General features: G+C 39.3%; 22 protein-coding genes, 1 pseudogene and 1 riboswitch. Of the genes and pseudogenes, 16 read left to right on the top strand and 7 right to left on the bottom strand.

Annotated features, from left to right (window positions below; translation table 11 throughout):
* Positions 1 to 136 precede the first annotated feature (136 nt).
* Both JOC34_RS16060 and JOC34_RS16055 read left to right on the top strand, forming a co-directional pair.
* On the top strand, positions 137 to 655 hold the full coding sequence (locus JOC34_RS16060; RefSeq protein WP_205137797.1) for an acyl-CoA thioesterase: 519 nt from the start codon (positions 137 to 139) through the stop codon (positions 653 to 655).
* 24 nt (positions 656 to 679) lie between these two features.
* Positions 680 to 1051, top strand: coding sequence for a hypothetical protein (locus tag JOC34_RS16055; protein WP_205137796.1), 372 nt, complete (start codon positions 680 to 682; stop codon positions 1049 to 1051).
* A 511-nt stretch (positions 1052 to 1562) separates the two neighbouring features.
* On the opposite strand, the gene JOC34_RS16050 is transcribed toward JOC34_RS16055, so the two are convergent.
* From JOC34_RS16050 to JOC34_RS16030, 5 genes are all read right to left on the bottom strand, one after another.
* Entirely contained in the window at positions 1563 to 2657 is a 1095-nt protein-coding gene (locus JOC34_RS16050; protein ID WP_239544498.1) for a sensor histidine kinase, read from the bottom strand.
* Complete coding sequence (locus tag JOC34_RS16045) at positions 2644 to 3327, bottom strand: response regulator transcription factor (RefSeq protein ID WP_205137794.1); 684 nt, start codon at positions 3325 to 3327, stop codon at positions 2644 to 2646. Before JOC34_RS16045 ends, JOC34_RS16050 begins: the two co-directional genes overlap by 14 nt.
* Positions 3328 to 3366: 39 nt before the next feature.
* Positions 3367 to 3981, bottom strand: a complete 615-nt coding sequence (locus tag JOC34_RS16040; RefSeq protein WP_205137793.1) for a peroxiredoxin family protein — start codon at positions 3979 to 3981, stop codon at positions 3367 to 3369.
* Positions 3982 to 4069: 88 nt separating this feature from the next.
* Positions 4070 to 4828, bottom strand: a complete 759-nt coding sequence (locus JOC34_RS16035) for a cytochrome c biogenesis CcdA family protein (RefSeq protein ID WP_205137792.1) — start codon at positions 4826 to 4828, stop codon at positions 4070 to 4072.
* Positions 4828 to 5451 carry a hypothetical protein gene (locus JOC34_RS16030; RefSeq protein ID WP_205137791.1) on the bottom strand — a complete coding sequence of 208 codons (624 nt, stop codon included), beginning with the start codon at positions 5449 to 5451 and terminating at the stop codon, positions 4828 to 4830. The genes JOC34_RS16035 and JOC34_RS16030 overlap by 1 nt, the downstream gene beginning before the upstream one ends.
* Before the next feature lie 422 nt (positions 5452 to 5873).
* On the opposite strand from JOC34_RS16030, the gene JOC34_RS16025 reads away from it, so the two are divergent.
* A complete protein-coding gene (locus tag JOC34_RS16025) occupies positions 5874 to 6590 on the top strand; it encodes a hypothetical protein (protein ID WP_205137790.1) in 717 nt (238 codons plus the stop codon).
* 134 nt (positions 6591 to 6724) lie between these two features.
* Here JOC34_RS16025 and JOC34_RS16020 read toward each other — a convergent pair whose 3' ends face one another.
* Together JOC34_RS16020 and JOC34_RS16015 are read right to left on the bottom strand one after the other, a co-directional pair.
* The gene (locus JOC34_RS16020) at positions 6725 to 7483 is read right to left on the bottom strand and encodes an HAAS domain-containing protein (RefSeq protein ID WP_205137789.1); all 759 of its coding nucleotides are present in this window, start codon (positions 7481 to 7483) and stop codon (positions 6725 to 6727) included.
* 12 nt (positions 7484 to 7495) lie between these two features.
* Positions 7496 to 7831, bottom strand: a complete 336-nt coding sequence (locus JOC34_RS16015) for a PadR family transcriptional regulator (protein WP_205137788.1) — start codon at positions 7829 to 7831, stop codon at positions 7496 to 7498.
* A 219-nt stretch (positions 7832 to 8050) separates the two neighbouring features.
* Between JOC34_RS16015 and JOC34_RS16010 the strand changes: the two genes are divergently transcribed.
* The 13 genes and pseudogenes from JOC34_RS16010 to JOC34_RS15955 all read left to right on the top strand — a co-directional run bounded on the left by JOC34_RS16010 (position 8051) and on the right by JOC34_RS15955 (position 20671).
* A complete protein-coding gene (locus JOC34_RS16010) occupies positions 8051 to 9091 on the top strand; it encodes a lactonase family protein (protein WP_205137787.1) in 1041 nt (346 codons plus the stop codon).
* Positions 9092 to 9339: 248 nt separating this feature from the next.
* Positions 9340 to 10245, top strand: coding sequence for a hydroxymethylglutaryl-CoA lyase (locus JOC34_RS16005; protein ID WP_205137786.1), 906 nt, complete (start codon positions 9340 to 9342; stop codon positions 10243 to 10245).
* Positions 10246 to 10428: 183 nt separating this feature from the next.
* Positions 10429 to 10620 (top strand): annotated as a pseudogene (locus tag JOC34_RS22015) (helix-turn-helix domain-containing protein); the annotation flags it as partial.
* A 3-nt stretch (positions 10621 to 10623) separates the two neighbouring features.
* Positions 10624 to 10995 carry a cupin domain-containing protein gene (locus tag JOC34_RS16000; protein ID WP_239544496.1) on the top strand — a complete coding sequence of 124 codons (372 nt, stop codon included), beginning with the start codon at positions 10624 to 10626 and terminating at the stop codon, positions 10993 to 10995.
* Between the two features lie 178 nt (positions 10996 to 11173).
* A complete protein-coding gene (locus JOC34_RS15995) occupies positions 11174 to 12490 on the top strand; it encodes a DUF5068 domain-containing protein (protein ID WP_205137785.1) in 1317 nt (438 codons plus the stop codon).
* A gap of 188 nt (positions 12491 to 12678) precedes the next feature.
* Positions 12679 to 13074, top strand: coding sequence for an IS200/IS605 family transposase (tnpA, locus tag JOC34_RS15990; protein ID WP_205137784.1), 396 nt, complete (start codon positions 12679 to 12681; stop codon positions 13072 to 13074).
* An 11-nt stretch (positions 13075 to 13085) separates the two neighbouring features.
* Positions 13086 to 14201: an RNA-guided endonuclease TnpB family protein gene (locus tag JOC34_RS15985; RefSeq protein ID WP_205137783.1), complete on the top strand. Its 1116-nt coding sequence runs from the start codon at positions 13086 to 13088 to the stop codon at positions 14199 to 14201.
* 439 nt (positions 14202 to 14640) lie between these two features.
* Complete coding sequence (locus tag JOC34_RS15980; protein WP_205137782.1) at positions 14641 to 15690, top strand: 2,3-butanediol dehydrogenase; 1050 nt, start codon at positions 14641 to 14643, stop codon at positions 15688 to 15690.
* A gap of 268 nt (positions 15691 to 15958) precedes the next feature.
* Complete coding sequence (locus tag JOC34_RS15975) at positions 15959 to 16279, top strand: nucleoside triphosphate pyrophosphohydrolase (protein ID WP_205137781.1); 321 nt, start codon at positions 15959 to 15961, stop codon at positions 16277 to 16279.
* A 70-nt stretch (positions 16280 to 16349) separates the two neighbouring features.
* A riboswitch (SAM riboswitch) is annotated at positions 16350 to 16452 on the top strand.
* Positions 16453 to 16587: 135 nt separating this feature from the next.
* Positions 16588 to 17496: a homoserine O-acetyltransferase MetA gene (metA, locus tag JOC34_RS15970; RefSeq protein WP_205137780.1), complete on the top strand. Its 909-nt coding sequence runs from the start codon at positions 16588 to 16590 to the stop codon at positions 17494 to 17496.
* An 83-nt stretch (positions 17497 to 17579) separates the two neighbouring features.
* Positions 17580 to 18131: a DJ-1/PfpI family protein gene (locus tag JOC34_RS15965; protein ID WP_205137779.1), complete on the top strand. Its 552-nt coding sequence runs from the start codon at positions 17580 to 17582 to the stop codon at positions 18129 to 18131.
* Positions 18132 to 18268: 137 nt separating this feature from the next.
* A complete protein-coding gene (locus tag JOC34_RS15960; RefSeq protein ID WP_239544494.1) occupies positions 18269 to 19780 on the top strand; it encodes an FAD-dependent monooxygenase in 1512 nt (503 codons plus the stop codon).
* A gap of 33 nt (positions 19781 to 19813) precedes the next feature.
* Positions 19814 to 20671 (top strand): Cof-type HAD-IIB family hydrolase, encoded by an 858-nt coding sequence (locus tag JOC34_RS15955; RefSeq protein ID WP_205137778.1) that lies wholly within the window; start codon positions 19814 to 19816, stop codon positions 20669 to 20671.
* Positions 20672 to 20816 lie beyond the last annotated feature (145 nt).

Below are 20816 nucleotides of genomic sequence, written 5' to 3'. Positions count from 1 at the left end.
GCCTTCTTTTGTAGTTAAGACGCTTTCATAACACTTTGTTATGTATCACATGTCGGATCGGCATTGTACTTCACACTGTTGGAGGGGCTATACTAATTGATGTAGTTAATGTCTATAAAGATAAGGTGAACGATATATGGAAGCAAAAAAAACGAAAGAAACAAGGATTATACAAAATGACCAAGTACTCATTAATGATTTAAATAATTATCACACATTATTCGGTGGTGTATTAATGCGAAAGCTGGATGCTTGTGCAACGCTTTCTGCCCGTAGACATGCGAGAGTGAAAGAATGTGTGACAGCATCAACTGATTCCGTCAATTTTATTGAACCGATTCGAGTAGATGATTCTGTTTGTATCGAGTCATTTGTTGCCTATACAGGAAGAAGTTCAATGGAAATATTTTGTAAAGTAATTGCTGAAGATATGATCACTGCCAAACGCAGAATCGCCGCGACTGCATTTCTGACTTTCGTAGCATTGGGTGAAAATAAGAAGCCTATTGCAGTGCCAGGTATTATTCCAGAAACAGAGGAAGAAAAATATTTATATGAAACTGGTGAAGAAAGAGCGAGGATTCGCAAGCTGAAACGGGAACAGCATAAATCACTTGTAGCAAAACTTACAGTTAAAAAGCCATGGGATGTATAAGCATAAATGAAAGGAGATACTAGTATGTTAACAACAACAAGTTTTAGTGAATTAATGCATGCGAAAAATGATATTAATGAATTGAAGGATACGAAACCATCGTTATTTAAGCAATTTATTCATATTATCCATCTTACAAGACAAATGCAATTTAAAATTCAATATATGGGTAATTTAATTATGGATGAAGATGCTAGTAAATTTCGTCCTACGCTGAAGGATGAATATGTACTAACTGTCTATCAAAAGGAAATTGCGCAGTTAAAGTCAAATGATCAAGCTACAGATTTGAAGCAATTGCTGTCAGATTACCGCGATATGGGATATGCGACATTAAGTGATTTGGCATTAGGTGTTAATCCAGAAGTGTTGGTTGGCCCGGCAGTAGTACGTTAAAATGATTCATAAAAAACCCCGATTGGTGCAGACCAGTCGGGGTTTTTTGAAAGGAAAGAAAGTATAAACGAGAGGTGTTATCTAGTCCCTGTCGCTACAGAAATATACTACGCTTTCCGCGGGCTTGCACTGAGCCTCCTCAGAAAAAGAAGCCCCCTTTTCTTGCGGGGTCTCAGCGACTACGCTTTTCCCGCAGGAGTCTACGTATATTTCTTTCGCTCTGGTGATAGTTGGTTCTTGATGGTTATCTATGTATGATTAAAAAGGTAAACAAGGCAAAAATCATCGCTTCTGCCTTTTTAGAGAGGGAAGGTTACCTTGGATTACCACGTGATGGTCGCGGAAGGTAGTCGACTCCTGCGGGAATAGCACGTGTCCGAAGACCCCGCAGAGTGGTTTTCTCGAGGAGACTGAGGCCGTGCCGCGGAAAGCGGCTACCTGGAGCGAACATCCTACTTGACGGGAGATCTATAGGGACTAAGTACCTTTCTTGGTTTTTCTAATGTATTGGTTAATTTTCTACATCATAAGGCAATTCCACCCAAAATATATTGTGATCTACAGTTGTATCAACGCCAATTTTACCATGATGGTGCTCTACAATTTCTTTTGTAATCGCAAGCCCTAATCCTGAACCGCCAGTATCGCGGCTGCGCGAGGTATCTAGCCGATAAAATCGTTTAAATACATGATCCTTCTCATTATCTGGGATGGGTTTGGCAGGACCTGTAATAGACATATAGTAACCATTAGCTTGTTTCCTTCCCGTCAACACAATGGGACCTGTTCCCTCATAATAGCGAATGGCATTATCAAGTAAGTTGCTGATGACCTGTTGCATACGCTCGACATGGATAGGTAGATGACAGGTATCCGCATCGATTTGTATTGAAATATGCTTCTGTTTCAGTGTCCATTCAAACATCCTGGCACACTGATTCAATAATTTCGATATCTCTGTGGCTTCCTTTATGACAATCGATTGGGCAGATAAGTGATCCCATTCCTTGATTTGCTCCAACTGCTCCACCATTTGCGACAGACGTTCAGACTCTTTGTGTAGAGAGGTAAATAGTGCTGCATCACCTACAATATTTCCATCTCTTAATGCCTGCAGATAGCCATTTAAGTTTGCTAAAGGCGTCCTGATTTCATGGGATAAATCGGTAACGAGCTTTTTTCGTTGTTGTTCATTTGAATGCAGTTGTTCGATTAGACCGTTATACTGGATAACCAATTGACCGATTTCATCCTGCTTGTACACTTCCACTGGATTAGGAAAATGTCCGCGCTTCAATTGTTTCGTTGATTCAATCAGTCCGTGTATCGGTTTAATCAGCCGCTTAGTCAGATAGAAGTGAAGCATGCTGCCGGCAATAACTGCAATAATCATGAATAGCCATAAATAGTAGAGAAGCGTCGTGTTAAATTGTTCCTGTCGCTGTGCGTCAAAATTGCCCACTCCCGCCGCAAGGAAGCAAGCCGTATTATAAATAGCCCAACCACTGATTGCGGTAGCTGTGATAATAATTAATGTATTCAATAAAGTTAAACGCCATAAAAGTCCTGAAGGTAATAGAGACTTCACACGTTTACGCGGTGACAAATTTATACCCCATTCCCCGAACAGTTTGGATGCGCTGTGGCTTAGCTGGATGATCTTCAATTTTTTCACGAAGTTTTTTGATATGCGCATCAATCGTTCGATCCATTACAGTATGTTCCGCATTTGGATAAATTTGCCCAACGAGCTGTTCCCGAGATAAGACCATGTTAGCATGTTGCATCAAATAATAGAGAAGATTGAACTCATATTTTGTAAGTTTTACATGTTGATCATAAAGTAAAACTTCTCCTTTTCTTGGCTTAATACATAAACCTTCATGTACGACCTTTTGACAAAACTGGCCTGTACGTCGTAGGACAGCTTCGACGTGTGCCATCAATTCATTCGGATCAAAGGGCTTTGTCATATAATCATCGGCTCCTAATTTTAATCCGGATATTTTATCATCAATTTGTACTTTGGCTGAAAGCATAATAATGGAAACTTCATTTCGCTCTTGCTCTCGGACCCAAATACAAAACTCCTCCCCACTAACCTTGGGAAGCATAAGATCCAATATAATTAAGCAGGGATGGTATTGGTGAAATACAACCTTTGCCTCATCACCATCCCTTGCCTCCACGACATCATAATTATTCTTTTCCAAGTATATCCGTACCAGATCGCGAATCATTTTATCATCTTCCACAACCATAATGGTTTGTTTCATTACGATCACCCCACCACCAGTTTACGCGATATCCGTGTCTTATTGCATCTTTTCGAATTCCTGTACCATCAGATCGTAATTCAGTGCGCCAAATGCTTTGTTATGAATCCGTCCATCAGAATCAATTAGGAATGAAGATGGAATCGGTTGAATCTGATATTGATCTGCTACAACCGTTTCCTCATCCAAAAGAACTGGAAATGTCAGATCGCGTTCATCAATAAATGCTTGCACTTTTTCTGTGTTGGACTCTGTTTCACGTAGGTTGACCGCTAAAATAACAACATCTTTATCCTCGTGGAATTTTTGCATGTCAGGCATTTCTGCGCGACATGGCGGGCACCATGTTGCCCAGAAATTCAGCATAACACGTTTACCTCTATAGTCTGACAGTTTTACGGTCTCCCCATCTAGTGTCGTTAGTTCGAAGTCCGGAGCGATCTGACCTTTATCAAGTCCTACCACATCTGATGCTACGACATCTTCCTCTTCCTCTTCAGGTGGTGGAGAAGTTATTTTATTGTCTGATGCCTCTTCTTCACTTTCTTGCTCCTTTGTAACAGTCGATTCTGATTTATCGGATGAACTTACAAAATCATACACTGCAAAGCCAAGCATTCCCGCGACAATTACAATAAGTATTGCCTTTTTCATTAACATCTACCTCCGTTATTATCTTCGTGGCGTTATTTCACCTCTAAAGACGATTGATAAGTGCTTCCAAGCCTCAACCAAGCCCATATTATCCTAATTTGGTTAACCAAGTGTCCTCGACAAGTTCTAATAAGAAAGCAGAGATTCGTGGCATTTGACCAGAAAATAAGACGAGACCCATCACAATCATTATGACTCCGCCTATTTTCATAATAATTTGGCTGTGGCGAACAATCCATCTCGTTGATCCAAGGAAAAAGGTCAGAACTAGAAAGGGCAATGCGAAACCCACGACATACATGGCTGTATAAAATACACCTTGTCCTGGATTACTTGCTGCCAGGAATAAGATTGACCCAAAGATGGGACCAATACAAGGTGTCCAACCAGCGGCAAACCCCATTCCAACAAAAAAGGTTCCTAGATAGCCAACAGGTTTATTGGAAGAATGGAAACGCCGTTCTTTCATTAATGCAGTAATATTTATCCAACCCCCAACAAAGAGTCCCATAAATATAATGAAGATGCCTGCAATACGTTGAATCAATAATCCGGAATCACCAACTAGTAAATTTTGAATCCACTGTCCTAAGAAGGAAGCTCCGACACCAAGGCTAATAAAGATGAGCGAAACACCTAGCAAAAAGAATACAGAGTGGCTCAGTAACTTACTGCGGATTTTAACATGCTTATTACCTTGTAGTTCTTTCACACTTATACCGGTTATATACGATAAATATGCCGGGAAAATCGGTAGTACACAGGGAGATAGGAATGATAATGCTCCCGCTCCCATTGCCAGGAACATGCCTACAACTAACATCGTATCTGTCTCAATTCCACCCATTAAGTGACCCTCTTTCTCTGATTAATAGTCAGTAATATTATATTCGTTATTAAAAGTAATCCTATAAACCATGAATCCATGATATAACCAAATACCGTCGTCAATGGCAATATAAAAGTTAATAAAAGCATACCTGTGCTCCAACCGATTATCATTATTGTTGTCACGATGGTGGATCTAATTCGATCCCGTATCAGTAAGCCTACAATAATGAGCACGGTCAATAATATCAGGTTCCCAATTGCATATGTATGGTCATACCAAACAAATTGAATAAATTCATAAACAAACGATGCTGATAAAAATACCGGTATACAGGCAGGGATGAAAGAAACCATATCCACTTTCCGGTAAAACTGTTTATAAGCAAGCGTTAGTACGCTAAATAAAACAGCCAGATAAAAGGCATGCGCATTGCTTGGATAGGCCAATATTGCCAGCGGATCTTTTACAAACAAAGCAAGATCTAATATGATTTTCCCTAACCAGATATAAATAACGAAATTAATCAGCTGAGAAATCATTTCTGAGATCATTTTTTTCTTATGTGACTTTGGTAAATCACTGATAACAAAGAACACGATAAAACCTACTGCCATGATAAGTATTCGAGCTGCTGCCATCGATCCCCCTCCAATTACAATGCTTTGTCCAATCTATTATATAGGAGCAATGTGAAGATTTGATGAAAATTTACTGTTTTTAGCCGACGAATCACGGGATATCGCATATTCTCTCTGCTGGCGAGCATTCATATATCATTTATAGATGCTCTGAGCGGCACGAATACACGTAGACTCCTGCGGGAATAGTGGCCAGAGTGAGACCCCACAGAACGGAATTCGAGGAGGCTCACGGGTCACCCGCGGAAAGCGAAGTGTATTCGTGCCGCGGACTAAATAGCAACAATCTTTTATAAAACAGTCAAATAAAACAGGAAAAATATGCAACAAACGTTAAAGCATACCCACCATCAAACGAATGTCCCATGCATGAGAAAACTGCATAGGATAATAGCATAATACAATGAGGAGATGTAATCAAAATGGGATTATTTATCAATAGCCTGGAGCATCCATATGTTTATAAAAATGAGGAAAAACTAACAGAACCCAATCAAGGGTACTTAAAAATAGATTATTTCTCAGAACTGCTAAAGAGACAGGAAAATGTGAACCATACTTTATTTTATTCTTACCATGACTTGAAAATGAAAAATCAATTACAGGAAAATGCACATCATCAGCAATGGAAAGAAATAAATAGCCAGCTGCAAAGGTTAAATAAAACTAATTTGCAGTATCAGCAATTGGCTGGTGATACGATTCATTGGCAAAATCAGTTAGATCAAAAAATGATAAAGTTGAATGAAACCTTGGAAAAGGAGGAACTGTTAAAACAGGACATTCTTGCTCAATTAGGAGAGCAAGCTGCTTTCAATAAACAAATGGCATCACAAGTGAATGAAGTTCATGGACTGCAACAACAAATTACCGCTCAAGACACTGATCAGGAAAGCATGCAAAAAGACGTGTTAGAACGACTCGAGAAACAAGAAGCAACAATGGAGAAAATCACAAGACAAATCGATCATTTCCGTTCCATCCTTTTCGAGCGAACGAACCATCTTGTAGAAAAAATGGAAAATAGCTATGATCTGACCGCCACGTTTTTTTATAAAATGATGACTGGATCCGATCAACCATTGACCCTCATGATGATGAAAAAAAGACAGAAGGAAAAGCAAGAAAAGCTGGAGTAAATAACTTTGATAATGAAAAAATAGAAGGATAGATAAAAGCGAAGGATTTTGCTATTGTCTATCCTTTTCGAGATGTCATGTCTATAGATGTAACGGTTAACCTCGCATACGGGTATCTAGTTGGAAATAGGCAATTAATCTTTACTCATTTTAAAGCTAATGAATAAGAAAACCGCAATGCCGCCGAGGGAAATAAACGAACTTAATAGTAATTGGGTATTTTCCTGCAACGCAGTTTGGTTTAAGATAACATCGGGCAGCGCAAAAAGTGCTGGAATGATGATTAATATCCATGTTTTAGCCCAGATAGATACAGCGATGATGAGAATCAGTGCCATGACACCAATTACAATCGAGCCTGCTAAGCCAAAATGAATGGTCGGTGTTTCAACCATGCGATTTAAATAAATCAAACCCACAAACAGAAGCATCGGAAAACCGCCCAAAACGCCAAAAATAAGTGCCTGTTTACGTATAGAAAAGTGATTTCCAGAAACATATTTTAGGCCAGTAAATGTAGCAAGAAGGAAAAGCCCTGCTATCAATAAATAACCAACTACTTCCAAAACGGAGTAGATAAGCTTACCTCTGCCAAGGTCGCTTAAAATGGTAATTGAAAAGCCTACCAATATAATAATCGGAATATATTTAAACCAAGCCATGTAGTCCACAGGCATTTCATTGGAAATTTGCTCCATGTATTCCTTCGGTGATTGACCAATAATACCTTCAATCGATTTTCCCTTTTTCTCTGCTTCCAGTAAATGATCTGTTAATTCTTCCACAACCTCTTCAATCTCATCTGTATTTTTTCCACTGGAAAATAAATAGACACGCAAATCTTCTAAAAATGTTTTGCTCTGTTGTGAGAGCGGTGTGTTGTGAATGTTCAAATGATCATCTCCTTATTTATCCGTCCCGTATTCGTGTGTAAGGACTTTATTTACATTGGATTGTAAATAATCCCAGCGTGTTATAAAGCGTTCTAATTCCTGTTCTCCCTTTTCAGTCAGTGAATAATACTTTCTCCGTGGTCCAGCTGTTGATTTCTTTAATGTAGAAGTTAGCAGTTGCTCTTTTTGCATGCGCATTAGTAATGGATAAATGGTTCCTTCGCTAAAAGTGTTAAATCCATAATGCTCCAGTTTCTCGGCTACTTCATAGCCATATACCTCTTTCTCTTTGATGATTGCGAGTAAACAGCCATCGAGTATTCCTTTCAGCATCTGTGTTGTTGACAAATAAATTCCACCTCATTTATTTACCTTGTATTACATAGTATACAGTCATAACCTATGTAATACAAGGTAGTATTTAAAGTTTTTTGCAGACTCATCTGGGATCGTTCACTAAGCGTTAACGGCCCATTTCAAAGCGCCCTCATATCTAAACGTTCGTATCCTCAACTGTAAATGCTATAATGGATACTATAAGTATTAATTTAGAAAGGAAGGGTACATATGGGAAAAAAATATATCGGTTATGCGGGCACTTACACAAGGGAAAATAGTGAAGGGATCTATTCTTTTGTCCTTGATACAGAAGCGGGAAAAATCAGTAAGGCAGAGGTTGCTGCAAAGGTTGGCAGTCCAACCTATTTGACAATCAGTGCGGATAATCAATATCTCTACGCTGTCGCACAGGAAGATAAGATGGGCGGTGTACACGCTTACCAGATTAATAATGAAACTGGCGTACTACAAATGATTAACGGACAACTCACAGAGGGCGCACCGCCGTGTCACATAAACGTTCGAAATAATGCAGTGGTAACCGGTAACTATCATAAAGGGACAATTGGATTGAATGCTGTCAATGAGCAGGGAGGCATTGAACCAATTACCACCATTAAACATGATGGAAGCGGTCCACATGAACGACAAGAAAAACCACACGTTCACTATGCCGGACATACACCAGATGGGAAATATGTTGTTGTCGCGGATCTTGGAACGGACGAGCTTGTAACGTACCAGATCAAGGATAATGAATTGAATCGGGTTCAAACACTTCGCGTAAAGCCTGGAAGTGGACCGCGTCATATCGCGTTTCATCCAAATGGAAAAACTGCCTATTTGATGACGGAATTGAGTTCTGAGGTGATGGTGCTGGACTACGATTCAGAACAAGGTTGTTTTACAGAAAAACAAACCATAAGTGCACTGCCAGAAGACTTTACAGAAACGAATGACGCGAGTGCGATTCATATTTCATCAGATGGTAAGTTCGTTTACACTGGCAATCGTGGTCATAATAGTATTGCATTATTTAGTGTTGATGACAGCAGTAATGAACTGACTTTTATTGAACATACAGCAACAGGTGGAAAATGGCCACGAGACTTTGTGCTGGATCCGAGCGAACAATTTATTGTGGCGTCCAACCAGCACTCAGGGAATCTTGTCTTGTTTGCCCGCGACGGGGAGACAGGCAAGCTAACAAAATTGGATTCGGAAGTACAAGTTCCTGAAGTAGTGTGTGTTAAATTCCGTAGTAATTAACAGCATATATGTAAAAAAAGTCTATCCCGGGAGAAAAATTGTCCGGGGTAGACTTTTTTTTGCTCAGCGGTTATTCTCAAACATTTGACATATTAACAATTTTTGTTATATATTGTATTCAACAAGGTTGAATTAAAATAAACACAAGTGAATACAATGATAAAGGTAAGTAATTCAGCAATCATGGGATCTGAATTTTTAAATAAGGTTAATTGAAAGCGCGTTCAAAAATGGATGGAGGGTTAAAGATGAGACGTTGGCCAGAATTTGTTCAGGTTAAAGAGGTCGGACCGCGAGACGGTTTACAAAATGAATCAAAAATGGTAGCAACCGCGGATAAGATTAACTGGATTAACATGTTGTCTGAAACAGGGGTGAGGGAAATTGAGTATTCGTCATTTGTTCATCCGAAGTGGATTCCAGCACTTTCTGATGCATATGAAGTCGGAAAAAAGATTAAACGTAACCCAAACGTTCGTTATTCAGCGCTCGTTCCCAACATGAAAGGTTTGGAGCTGGCACTGGAGGCCGGAATTGATGGTGCATCCGTATTCATGTCCGCAAGTGAGACGCATAACAAGAAAAATATCAACAAAACAATTGCAGAAACGTATCCGATACTCAAAGAAGTGATCGAGGAAGCAAAACAGTCAGGAAAACATGTTACAGGTTATGTTTCTACGGTCTTTGACTGCCCGTACGAAGGAGCAATTTCAACGGAACAGGTGATGCGCGTTTGTGACCAACTACTAGCGCTCGGTGTGGATGATCTTTCCCTCGGCGATACGATTGGTACAGCGGTTCCTTCGCAGGTTGTTCAGCTACTAGAGTCGGTGCTTAAGCGTTTGCCAGAAGAGAAGATTATTATGCACTACCATGATACTAGAGGAATGGCGATTGCAAATATCATGGCATCCATGGAACTGGGGATTACTCGGTTTGATAGTTCGATCGGTGGACTTGGTGGCTGCCCCTATGCGCCCGGTGCAGCAGGAAACGTAGCAACAAATGATGTGCTTTATCTGCTCGATGGTCAAGGAATAAAAACAGGGATTGATGAGAAAAAACTTCAAGAAGCAGCTCTTTTTATCCAGAACAAACTGGGAAAGGCACTCCCTAGCAAGGCGCTCGCCTATACTGCTGCAATACAGTGAATGCTATCATAGGCTTGCATATGAGATGAAAACGTCGTTGCTAGGTTTTTAAGATATACCATCATTTTCTGCTGGAATAGAAAATGATGGTTTTTCATATGGACATCTGCTCCATCTTGACGAAAAAGATACGCTAAACTATGCTATAAAGACCGATAAGCGAATCACCGGGAAAGGGAGGGAATAGCAATAGATCTACAACATATAGGGAAAAAAGTAAAACAAGCCCGTTTAGGAAATAAGAAAACGCAACAACAAATCGCAGACCAATGTGGCATTTCCAAAAGTCTTTTATCCAAGATTGAAAACGGCCAAACATCTTCTGCCGTAGCAACGTTATCTAAAATCAGTGATGCATTGGAAGTTTCTCTTTCCTGGTTGTTGGACGATCACCCCGAAACAGATCTTGTGATCCTTCCGAAATCGAATAGACAAATAAGTGCAGACGACGATAACATGGGTTATTCGTACGAATTGCTCGCAAATCGATCCAAGTTTTCCAATATTGAACCGACGATTGTGCATGTTACACCAAAGGATACCAATTTGCGAAACGAGCCATACACTCATTCCCAAGATGAATTTATCTATATTCTAGAAGGTGCAATTTATCTGCTATATGATGGCGAGGAACATTATATGGGAAAAGGGGATACCTCCTATTTTAAGGGAACAAAGACCCATCTGTTTGTTCCGGTAGATAATGAAGGTGCAAAGGTGCTGACAGTGTTTATTGATCATGAGGAATAGTAGTAAGTATTTTTAAATAGGAAAATAACAACGTCCTGGTAATTACCAGGACGTTGTTGTATAAAAAACCAGTTTGTATCAATGGAAAAAACCAATACAGGACCTTGTGCCTATATGAATAATTATCTGAATACGGTAATATTGTACTAATTGTATAATCTTGGAGGTTGGATGTAAAATGTCAAAAAGGTGGATCATGCTGTTCACTACAATGATTTTTGCTGCATTAATTGTAAGTGGTTGTGGCAGTGATAAGAAAGAATCAAAAGAAGAAAAATCTGCTGAGGCTGAAGAGACTGCCGCGGAAAAAGAAACAGAGGAGCCTGAGGCGGAAGAACCAGAAGAGGAAGATAAAGAGGAACCGGAAGAAAACGTAGAAGAAGACGCCGAAGGAGAAAGTAATGAAGAAGAAAGTTCGAATGACTTTTCAGAATTCATTAGCTATATGGAAGAAGAAACCGAAGGAACAGCTAAGGTGCTTTATGAGAACGATGAGCAGCAAGTGCATGAAGCGGATGACTTCTCTGTATCGCTGGATGGTTATACACTCGTTGAATTAAAAGATTTCCATACTGATTTTGAAATTCCTTTTAATGATCAAACAGATGGCGGGGTTATTATCGCCAAATATACTGTAACAAATGACACGGATGAAGATGCTTACTACATGCCAGCGCTTTATATGTCCTATACAGGTGCACAGAAGGATTATAACAATAATCAGTATTTGGTTCCTGAAGAAGAACAGTTGCCAACAAAATTGTCACCTGCCAACGACTATGCTATTAAAGCGGGTGAATCCATCACAGGCTATTATACATATCCATTTGGAGAAGATCATTTGAAAGAAGTATTAGATGCATCAACTGCAACAGTAGCAGTACCTGCACCGCATTCTAAAAAGGGTGACGTTAACTCTAATTTTGGAAAAGAGGGTAAGTTCACGTTAAGCCTGAATGAAGATGGTGCTGAAAAAGTAGAGGGAAATAAAGACTTCTACGCGGATGCTGTAACAGCGGAGGATATGGGTGATAAAAAGATGCTGAAAGAAAAAGATGGCATCGACGAAAGTGAAAAACTAGGAGACATTACTGTTACATTGGACGGCTACCAATTTACATCGTTCACTCCGAACGAAGTAGAAGCACCAAGATTTGAAAGCTTTGAAAATGGCATTGTCCTATTAACATTGAAGTTTGATCTTGATAATAAAAATTCATCAGTGATTGGTAAAAACTCTATAAGTTCAAAGCTAACAGTCAATGATGGTTCTCAGTACATGCTTCATGAAGGTATGCTGCTTAATTATAGGAACGATGATATCATTAAAGATGGAGAGTCTGGTGAGTTATTACAGATCTTCATTTTGGATCAAGAACAATATGAAAAGATTTGGAAAAATAAATCCTTTGAGGTAGAAATCGGTCCAATGAGGGATGATGATGCAAAAGATATATCTAAAGGTAAGCAAGCTACCTTTACTTTACCAGAATAATAGACTTATGAATGACTCCAGTATACTTGTTCTGGGGTCATTTTTTAACAGATTTCCGAAAGAAGTCTCCCATCTCAAGGAATGTGAAGGGCAAAAGCCCAATGAGTAGGTGGGAGACGAATTTCAGTTGGCGTAAGCCAAATCCCATGATATAATCAGTCTTAGATAGATAAAGGACTGATAGCTAAATGAAATTAGATAGTAATAATCATTCGGTGTTCCTGATGTACTATCATCTTGTGCTTGTTGTAAAGTATCGAGTAAAATTTTTGACGCTAAATTATCTTACTCTTCAAAAAATGTTTGTTGAAATTGGGATTAAGTACAATATCACATTAGTGGAATGGAATCATGATAATGATCATGTCCATATCCTATTCAAAGCACATCCTAATTCAGAATTATCGAAGTTCGTCAATGTTTATAAAAGTGCTAGTTCTCGATTGATAAAGAGAGACTTTCCATACATTAGAAAAAAACTTTGGAAAGAGATGTTTTGGTCAAGGGGTTTCTGCCTGCTTACAACAGGCGGTGCTCCAATAAATAACATCAAAAAACATATTGAAAGTCAAGGTCGAAAGTGAGGTGAATTGATATGACCAAACAAAACAAAGCCTTCAAATTTCGGTTGAAGCCAAATAAAAGCCAAGAAATATTATTATCGAAAACTTTCGGTTGTGTCCGATTTGTCTATAATAAAATGCTGGCAGAACGACAAAAGACTTACGAAAAATACAAAGCTGATAAGGAAATGCTTAAAAGGCAACAGTTTCCGACTCCTGCTAAATACAAAGGAGAATTTCCATTCCTAAAAGAAGTGGACGCCTTGGCTTTGGCAAACGCACAAATCAACTTACAAAAAGCCTATACAAATTTCTTCCAGGGACGTGCGGCAATTCCAAAGTTCAAAAGTCGAAAATATAAACAATCTTATACGACAAACATGGTAAACGGGAATATTCAATTGAAAGACGGTCATATCAAATTACCAAAACTAAAACCTGTAAAAATTAAACAGCATAGAGAAATTCCTGCTGATTATAAAATAAAATCCTGCACTATTTCTAAAACAAAATCTGGGAAATACTATATTTCGATTTTGACAGCATATGAGAAAGAAATTAAACCTGTAAACATTCAAAAGGCTGTTGGACTGGACTTTGCTATGGATGGTCTATATGTCGAGAGTGAACAAGGTAAGAAAGCCAATTACCCTCGTTTCTATCGACAGTCATTAGACAAATTAGCAAAAGAACAGCGTATCTTGTCTCACAGAAAGAAAGGTTCTTCACGGTGGGAAAAACAAAGACTGAAAGTAGCTCAACTACAGGAAAAAACAGCTAATCAACGTAAGAATTTCCTTCATCATAAGTCTAAAGAATTGTCGTCAAACTACGATGCTGTAATTATTGAAGATTTAGATATGAAAGGGATGTCGCAAGCGCTTCATTTTGGTAAAAGCGTTCATGACAATGGTTGGGGTATGTTTACCAGATTCCTCAAATATAAGTTAGAACAACAAGGTAAACAACTTGTCAAAATAAATAAATGGTTTCCATCTACTAAAAGGTGTTCTCGTTGTGGTGCTGAAAAACCAATGACACTATCTGAACGTACTTACCAATGTGCTTGTGGCTATGTGGCAGATCGTGACTATAATTCCGCCATCAACATCAAGAACGAAGGATTATGCTTATTAGCATTAGCATAAAAACAAAACTCATGGAACAAGAGGGTTAGCTCGGTCATTTTTCGTTAGCTAGTAAAAGTAACGATAAGTCGAGAAGCTCCCACTTCAATCAGCTCGTAAGCGTGATAAGTGGCGAGTAGTTCACACAATCATACATTTGGTAAAGTAGTTATGGTGTTGTTTTCTGAAGCGGATTTACAGGTGTATGGGGAAGCGTTGGATCGAGAAGAAAGAACAGGAAAACATTCTTAATTGATCGTAGTACTTACGTTTCCTACCGAAAACATTTATGACAACCCTGTACTAGCACGTCCTATGCGTCGAAAACCTGCCCTGAATAAAGTTTCACTTTATTATAAACACCGATAAAGAAATGCTAGAGCATACAAACTAGAATTAAAAAAAATAACGGCGTATAATAGACTTGTAAGCATATTAATTCTATTAGGAGGAATTTCTAATGAAGGCTGCTGTATGGCATGGTGAAAAAGACATCAGGGTTGAAGAAAAAGAATTGCAACCGTTAGAAGATACAGGAGTTAAGGTGAAGGTTGCCTGGGCGGGGATTTGTGGTAGTGATTTGCACGAATACCAAGAGGGACCCGTATTTGTTCCTGCTCAGAAAGCAGATCCATTAACAGGTGAGACCGCTCCATTAACAATGGGACATGAATTTGCCGGTGTAGTTGAAGAAGTTGGATCTAAAGTTACAGGCATTAAAGTTGGAGATAGAGTAACTATCAATCCTACGATAACATATGGAAATAAGCCGGAAGACCTCGATCCTTATGACGGGTTTAGCTTTATCGGCTTGCATGGAGATGGTGGTTTTACGCAATATGCGAATGTTCCAGAGAAAAATGTTTATCTTCTTCCAGAACCATTAACATTACAGGATGGAGCTTTAGTAGAGCCTACTGCTGTTGCTGTTCAAGCAGTAAAAGAAGGTGGTCTTCAGTTTGGTGATACGGTTGCTGTATTCGGTGCGGGCCCAATTGGATTGTTAACCATAGATGCTGCTAAGGCTGCTGGTGCTAGCAAGATTATTGCTTTGGATTTGTCCGAAACACGACTACAAAAGGCTAAGGAAATGGGAGCAACTGACATCATTAATTCAGGCGAACAAGATGCTGTAAAAGCAATTAAAGAAATTGTACCAGACGGCGTGGATGTTTCATTTGAAGTTGCCGGTGTTGGCCCGACATTTAAACAAGCGATCGATGCAACAAGAGCGCGTGGAACGATGGTCATTGTTTCTATCTTTGCGAGAGCGATAGATTGGAATCCTATTCAACTTACTAATACAGGCGTGAAAGTCACATCAACGATTGCATATACACCTACTAGCTTTCAGCAAACGATAGATTTAATGTCAACTGGACAATTAAAACCACAGGGTATTATAACGGATCAGATTCAATTGGATGATATCGTTGAAAAGGGATTTGAAACATTAACAAATGATAAATCCCAAGCAAAAATATTGGTTGAATTAAGTGGAGAAAAGTAAAAATATAAAACCTTGTTTCATAAAGATGACTTGGTTCAATGGCGTTTTATCCCCATCCAAGCCATAGCCGAAGTTAACTCGAAACTAGGGCGTTACCAATACCCTCGAATAATGGAGGAATCTATTATTCGAGGGTATTTATTTTGGCTAAGAATAAGATTATTCTAGTTCATGCAAGTTATTGTATATCTAAAATGTTACGATGAATAAATATGGTGTGAGATTAGAAGAATAGATTGAAACGAAAATAAAAAAGGAGATGATTTAAATGCCTACGTACAATAAACTAATCCGTGATAAAATCCCGGAGATCATTACAATGACTGGCAAACAGGCAAAGACTACTGTTTTGTCTGATGAAGATTATGTAAAAGAACTTCAAAAGAAAACGAAAGAAGAATTGCAGGAGTATTTAACTTCGGCAAATGACCAAGAGGCATTGGATGAATTAGCCGACCTGCTTGAACTCATTCACGCACTCGCAAAAATTCATGGCAGTTCTATAGAGGAAGTAGAAAAGGCACGTGAGGCTAAAGCAATCCAACGCGGTGGTTTTGATGAGAAAGTATTTTTAACAGAAGTTGAATAGGCAAGTCTGGAGTAATCATATAATTCACACCCCATAATCGGAAATATCTGTTATAATAAGACTAATTAAATAATTATCAAGAGTGGTTGAGAGTTCTGGCTCATTGAAACCACAGCAACCTACATAACGAAAGGTGCTACTACCAGCAAGGCAAAAGCTTTGAATGATAAATCGGTGAAACTCCTTTTTGCAATTCAAAGCGAAAAGGGGTTTTTTAACGTTGGCAATAGCTTCTACCAATTGCTCAATGGTTAAATAATCTCTATAGTGGATGCTATTATCTGAAAATAGTGAAAGGGGAGCTGTCAGTGCCTATTAACATACCGAAAGCACTACCTGCAAGAGAAGAATTAAAACAAGAGAAAATCTTTGTGATGGATGAGGATCGGGCAAGAACGCAGGATATTCGTCCGATGAGTATCCTTATTTTAAATTTAATGCCGGAAAAAGAGAAGACTGAGCTACAGCTTTTGCGGTTGTTGGGGAATACACCGTTACAAGTGAATATTACATTTTTAAGAATGGCGACACATGAATCGAAAAATGTAAGTAAATCTCACTTGGATACTTTTTACACAACGTTTGATGAGGTTAAAGATCGTCGTTTTGATGGTATGATTATTACGGGAGCCCCAATTGAACGTCTGCAATTTGAAGAAGTAAATTATTGGAAAGAGTTAACGAAAATAATGGATTGGACGAAGCAAAACGTTACTTCCGTCTTGAGTATTTGCTGGGGAGCACAAGCTTTATTGTATTATTATTATGGAATTGATAAATATGAGCTGCCGAAAAAGTTAACAGGTATCTATCAACATCGTGTTTCCGATCCAACGATCAAACTGGTGCGTGGCTTTGACGAGATATTCAATGCGCCACATTCACGGTATACAACGGTTTCAATGGAAGAGATAAAGGCAGATTCTCGATTACAGCTACTCTCTACCTCAGATGTGGCGGAAGCGTTCATTATTATGTCCACAGATGCGAAGCACATTATGGTCACAGGTCATTTAGAATATGACGCGACAACACTTGCCGAGGAATATATAAGGGATTGTGATAAAGGGTTGGATGTCGAATTGCCAGAAAATTATTTCCCGAATAACAATGCAGATGAACAGCCGATGAACACATGGCGGTCCCATACACACCTGTTGTTCTCTAATTGGCTCAACTATTATGTCTATCAGCAAACGCCTTATGTATGGGAGTAAGCAAGGTAGATTTACATGTTAAAAAAGAGGGAAATGCCAGTCCCGTATAGAATAGAATATAAAATGAATAGGGAGGAATTTCAATGTCTAAAAAGATTTTGATTCTTGCTGGTGATGCGGTAGAGGCTTTAGAAATTTATTATCCTTATTTTCGCTGTTTGGAGGAAGGCTACGATACAACAATTGCTGCATCTTCCGCGAAAAAGCTTCATACAGTGATTCATGACTTTATTGGTTGGGAGACGTATACAGAAAAGGAAGGCTATCTGATCGAGGCGAATGCTGGATTTGAAAACATTAACCCCGAGAATTATGATGGATTGATTATTCCGGGTGGACGTGCACCTGAACATGTTCGCCTAAATGAACATGTGCCAGGAATTGTTAGCCACTTTTTTGAAGCCAATAAACCAATCGCAGCTGTTTGTCATGCAGCTCAAATTTTAACGACTGTGAAAGAACATATGAAGGATCGGGAATTAACTGCCTATATTGCCTGTAAGCCAGAAGTGGAGGCAGTAGGATCTACTTATGTGGATGAGCCTTTGCATACCGATCGTAACTTAATATCCGGCCATGCATGGCCAGATTTGCCGGGATTAATGAAAGAATTTGTGAAACAAGTGAATTCGTAAATAAGTTAAACATGTAGAAGTAATTACCCTTTACGTATGTGGTGATTACTTCTTTTTTTATCTCATATATATCTGGTGGTGTTGACTGCTTATATTCAGGGAATAATACATGTAACAGATACAGGGGGGGATAAATAATGAATCCACAAGTACTTATTATAGGTGCTGGTCCAACAGGATTAGTGTTGGCAATTAGTCTTGCCAAACAACAAGTACCATTTCGAATCATTGATAAAAAAGACGGGCCAGGTCAAGCGTCAAGGGCGATGGTTGTCATACCGCGAACGCTAGAGTTTTATGATCAATTTGGATTTGCGAAAGACTTTATTCAAGGTAGCATTAAAATAGAGGATCTGTCTATTCGTGTGGAGGGCAAGGAGAAAGCGAGCTTCCATATTGGCAATTTAGGCGATGGATTGAGTCGTTTTACATCACCTGTTACATATCCGCAAGATGAGCATGAGCAGTTTTTGCTGCAACAATTGAATGAACTTGGCGTTCGTGTAGAATGGAATACAGAACTCCTTTCATATCAGGAGCAAACAACAGGTGTTGAAGTGACACTGCGCCAGAACGGGGAGCAAACGACATCCGTATTCCAGTATATTTGTGGTTGTGACGGGGCGAGCAGTGTCACACGTCACCAGATGGAGGCTGAATTTGAAGGGGGCACTTATGAACAGGAATTTTATGTAATGGATTTAAAGGGGGAAGGGGCCCCAATTGGGTATCATAAAATTGGAATGAGCATAGCGGCGGAGGAATTTACAGTGTTTTTGCCAGTTCGAAGCGGTGATACAACAAGGGCAATTGGTGTGTTGCCTGCCTATTTAAAAGAGAAGGAAGATGTAACTTCCGATCAAGTGGTATCCTTTATGGAGGGAGAATACCAGATAAAGGTTACACAGGTGAATTGGTTCTCTACCTACAAGGTGCACCACCGGGTGGCTGAAAGGTTCCAGCAAGGTAGAGCCTTCCTTGTTGGGGATGCAGCGCACGTGCATAGTCCGGTTGGTGGGCAGGGAATGAACACTGGGATCGGGGATGCAGTGAACCTTGGCTGGAAGTTGGCAGCTGTCTTGCAACAGCGGGGGAATACTTCTCTTTTGGATTCTTATGAGATCGAGCGGAAGAAATTTGCAAAAGTACTTGTGGATACGACTGATCAGGCGTTTAAACGTATCGTTTCAACAAGTGTCGTCAACAAAACGCTTCGCAAGCGGATTATCCCGTCCTTGATCCCATTGTTGAATCGTTCAGTAAAGGTGCGGGAAAAGTTATTTAACCTCATTTCGCAAATAAGGATAACGTATACGGATAGCCCGCTAAGCAGTGGAGATGATAAGCACAATCAGGCAGGAATTCGCCTGCCATATACAGCCTTGAATGTTGATACACTTCGTAGTCTGGATTGGCAGGTCCATATTTATGGGGAAGCCGACACGGAGCTGCAATATTTTTGCGAACAACAGCACTTACTGCTTCAAGCGTTTAACTATGATAAAGCTACTAAACAGGCAGGATTGGTGAAAAATGCATTGTATCTTGTACGTCCCGATGGACATTTGGGTTTTGTCTGCCAGAACCAAGATGTTCAGTTGCTTGGGGAATATTTGAACTTGTGGGGAATCAGTTCTTTTCGAAGATGATAAACAACATATTTTAATAGTAGGAGCGATAAAATGAAACTTATTGCAATCGATTTGGATGGGACATTATTGTCAGACGATGGTTCCATTAGTCAGGAAAACATACATACAATTCATGCAGTACAAAAGCAAGGGGATATGATTGCTATATCGTCTGGCCGTTCCTTTCAGGATACAGCCCAAATACTCCAACTAGCGGGGATTGACTGTCCGATTATGACAGGGAATGGGGCGAAATCATACCATGATGGGAAGCAGCTACAAACGCTAGCATTAACTGTTCCTGTTATTTCCGAGATGATATCCATTTTGGAACAGCGAGGATTGTACTATGAAATCTATACGAAAGATGGCGTTCTGATAGAAGAAGGCAAAAAGGAAATTTTAAATAATGAGATCGAACAATTGAAAAAGCGCACAACAGAATCTTTACAGTGGGCTGTCGATATTGTAGATATTCAGTTTAATCAGCATGGGTTAACATTCGTTTCTGATTACAAGGCGATAGATTTTACCAATAGTGAAGTATATAAACTTTTTGTACTATCCTTTGATACGCAGAAGCTCCGTAAGCTCAGGTCCGATTTAACAGAAAAAAAAGATATTTCTTTAACCTCCTCTGGCAATCAGAAGCTTGAAATCGGGCACGTAGAAGCAAGTAAAGGAAATGCACTAAAGCTGATGGCTGATTATTTGAAAGTCCCGTTGGAAAACACGGTGGCAATTGGTGATAATTTAAATGACCTGTCGATGTTTCAGGTAGCAGGTCAAAGTGTTGCAATGGAGAATGCAGAAGATGAAGTAAAGATGAAAAGTACCTATACAACAAAGGCCTATTATGAAGATGGTGTTGCTTATGCTTTGAAAAAGTATATTTTAAAAAATGAATGATTGACTGGAAAGCGAACAGCTCTTTGCACTGTTCGCTTTCATTGGCCGGTAGGAAAGTTCAGAAACATCATGAAATATAACGTGAATAATGATAACATAGCAAATATATACATTAGAAGACTTGGCATTTACCAAGTCTTTAGGT

The sequence above is a fragment of the Virgibacillus halotolerans genome (genome assembly GCF_016908515.1).
GTDB classification, from domain to species: domain Bacteria; phylum Bacillota; class Bacilli; order Bacillales; family Amphibacillaceae; genus Virgibacillus_M; species Virgibacillus_M halotolerans.
The sequence above is the reverse complement of the archived record's forward strand: the minus strand, read 5'-3'. Positions and strand labels throughout refer to the sequence as shown.

Bases quoted from the DNA above. Each gene is read 5' to 3' on its own strand.
- JOC34_RS16055 (WP_205137796.1), top strand. From the start codon at position 680: ATGTTAACAACAACAAGTTTTAGTGAATTAATGCATGCGAAAAATGAT.
- JOC34_RS16045 (WP_205137794.1), bottom strand. From the start codon at position 3,327: ATGAAACAAACCATTATGGTTGTGGAAGATGATAAAATGATTCGCGAT.
- JOC34_RS15955 (WP_205137778.1), top strand. From the start codon at position 19,814: ATGAAACTTATTGCAATCGATTTGGATGGGACATTATTGTCAGACGAT.
- JOC34_RS16035 (WP_205137792.1), bottom strand. From the start codon at position 4,828: ATGGGTGGAATTGAGACAGATACGATGTTAGTTGTAGGCATGTTCCTG.
- JOC34_RS16030 (WP_205137791.1), bottom strand. From the start codon at position 5,451: ATGGCAGCAGCTCGAATACTTATCATGGCAGTAGGTTTTATCGTGTTC.
- JOC34_RS16025 (WP_205137790.1), top strand. From the start codon at position 5,874: ATGGGATTATTTATCAATAGCCTGGAGCATCCATATGTTTATAAAAAT.
- JOC34_RS15965 (WP_205137779.1), top strand. From the start codon at position 17,580: ATGTCTAAAAAGATTTTGATTCTTGCTGGTGATGCGGTAGAGGCTTTA.
- JOC34_RS16040 (WP_205137793.1), bottom strand. From the start codon at position 3,981: ATGAAAAAGGCAATACTTATTGTAATTGTCGCGGGAATGCTTGGCTTT.
- JOC34_RS15960 (WP_239544494.1), top strand. From the start codon at position 18,269: ATGAATCCACAAGTACTTATTATAGGTGCTGGTCCAACAGGATTAGTG.
- JOC34_RS15995 (WP_205137785.1), top strand. From the start codon at position 11,174: ATGTCAAAAAGGTGGATCATGCTGTTCACTACAATGATTTTTGCTGCA.
- JOC34_RS16060 (WP_205137797.1), top strand. From the start codon at position 137: ATGGAAGCAAAAAAAACGAAAGAAACAAGGATTATACAAAATGACCAA.
- JOC34_RS16005 (WP_205137786.1), top strand. From the start codon at position 9,340: ATGAGACGTTGGCCAGAATTTGTTCAGGTTAAAGAGGTCGGACCGCGA.
- JOC34_RS15985 (WP_205137783.1), top strand. From the start codon at position 13,086: ATGACCAAACAAAACAAAGCCTTCAAATTTCGGTTGAAGCCAAATAAA.
- tnpA (WP_205137784.1), top strand. From the start codon at position 12,679: ATGAAATTAGATAGTAATAATCATTCGGTGTTCCTGATGTACTATCAT.
- JOC34_RS16010 (WP_205137787.1), top strand. From the start codon at position 8,051: ATGGGAAAAAAATATATCGGTTATGCGGGCACTTACACAAGGGAAAAT.
- JOC34_RS15975 (WP_205137781.1), top strand. From the start codon at position 15,959: ATGCCTACGTACAATAAACTAATCCGTGATAAAATCCCGGAGATCATT.
- JOC34_RS15980 (WP_205137782.1), top strand. From the start codon at position 14,641: ATGAAGGCTGCTGTATGGCATGGTGAAAAAGACATCAGGGTTGAAGAA.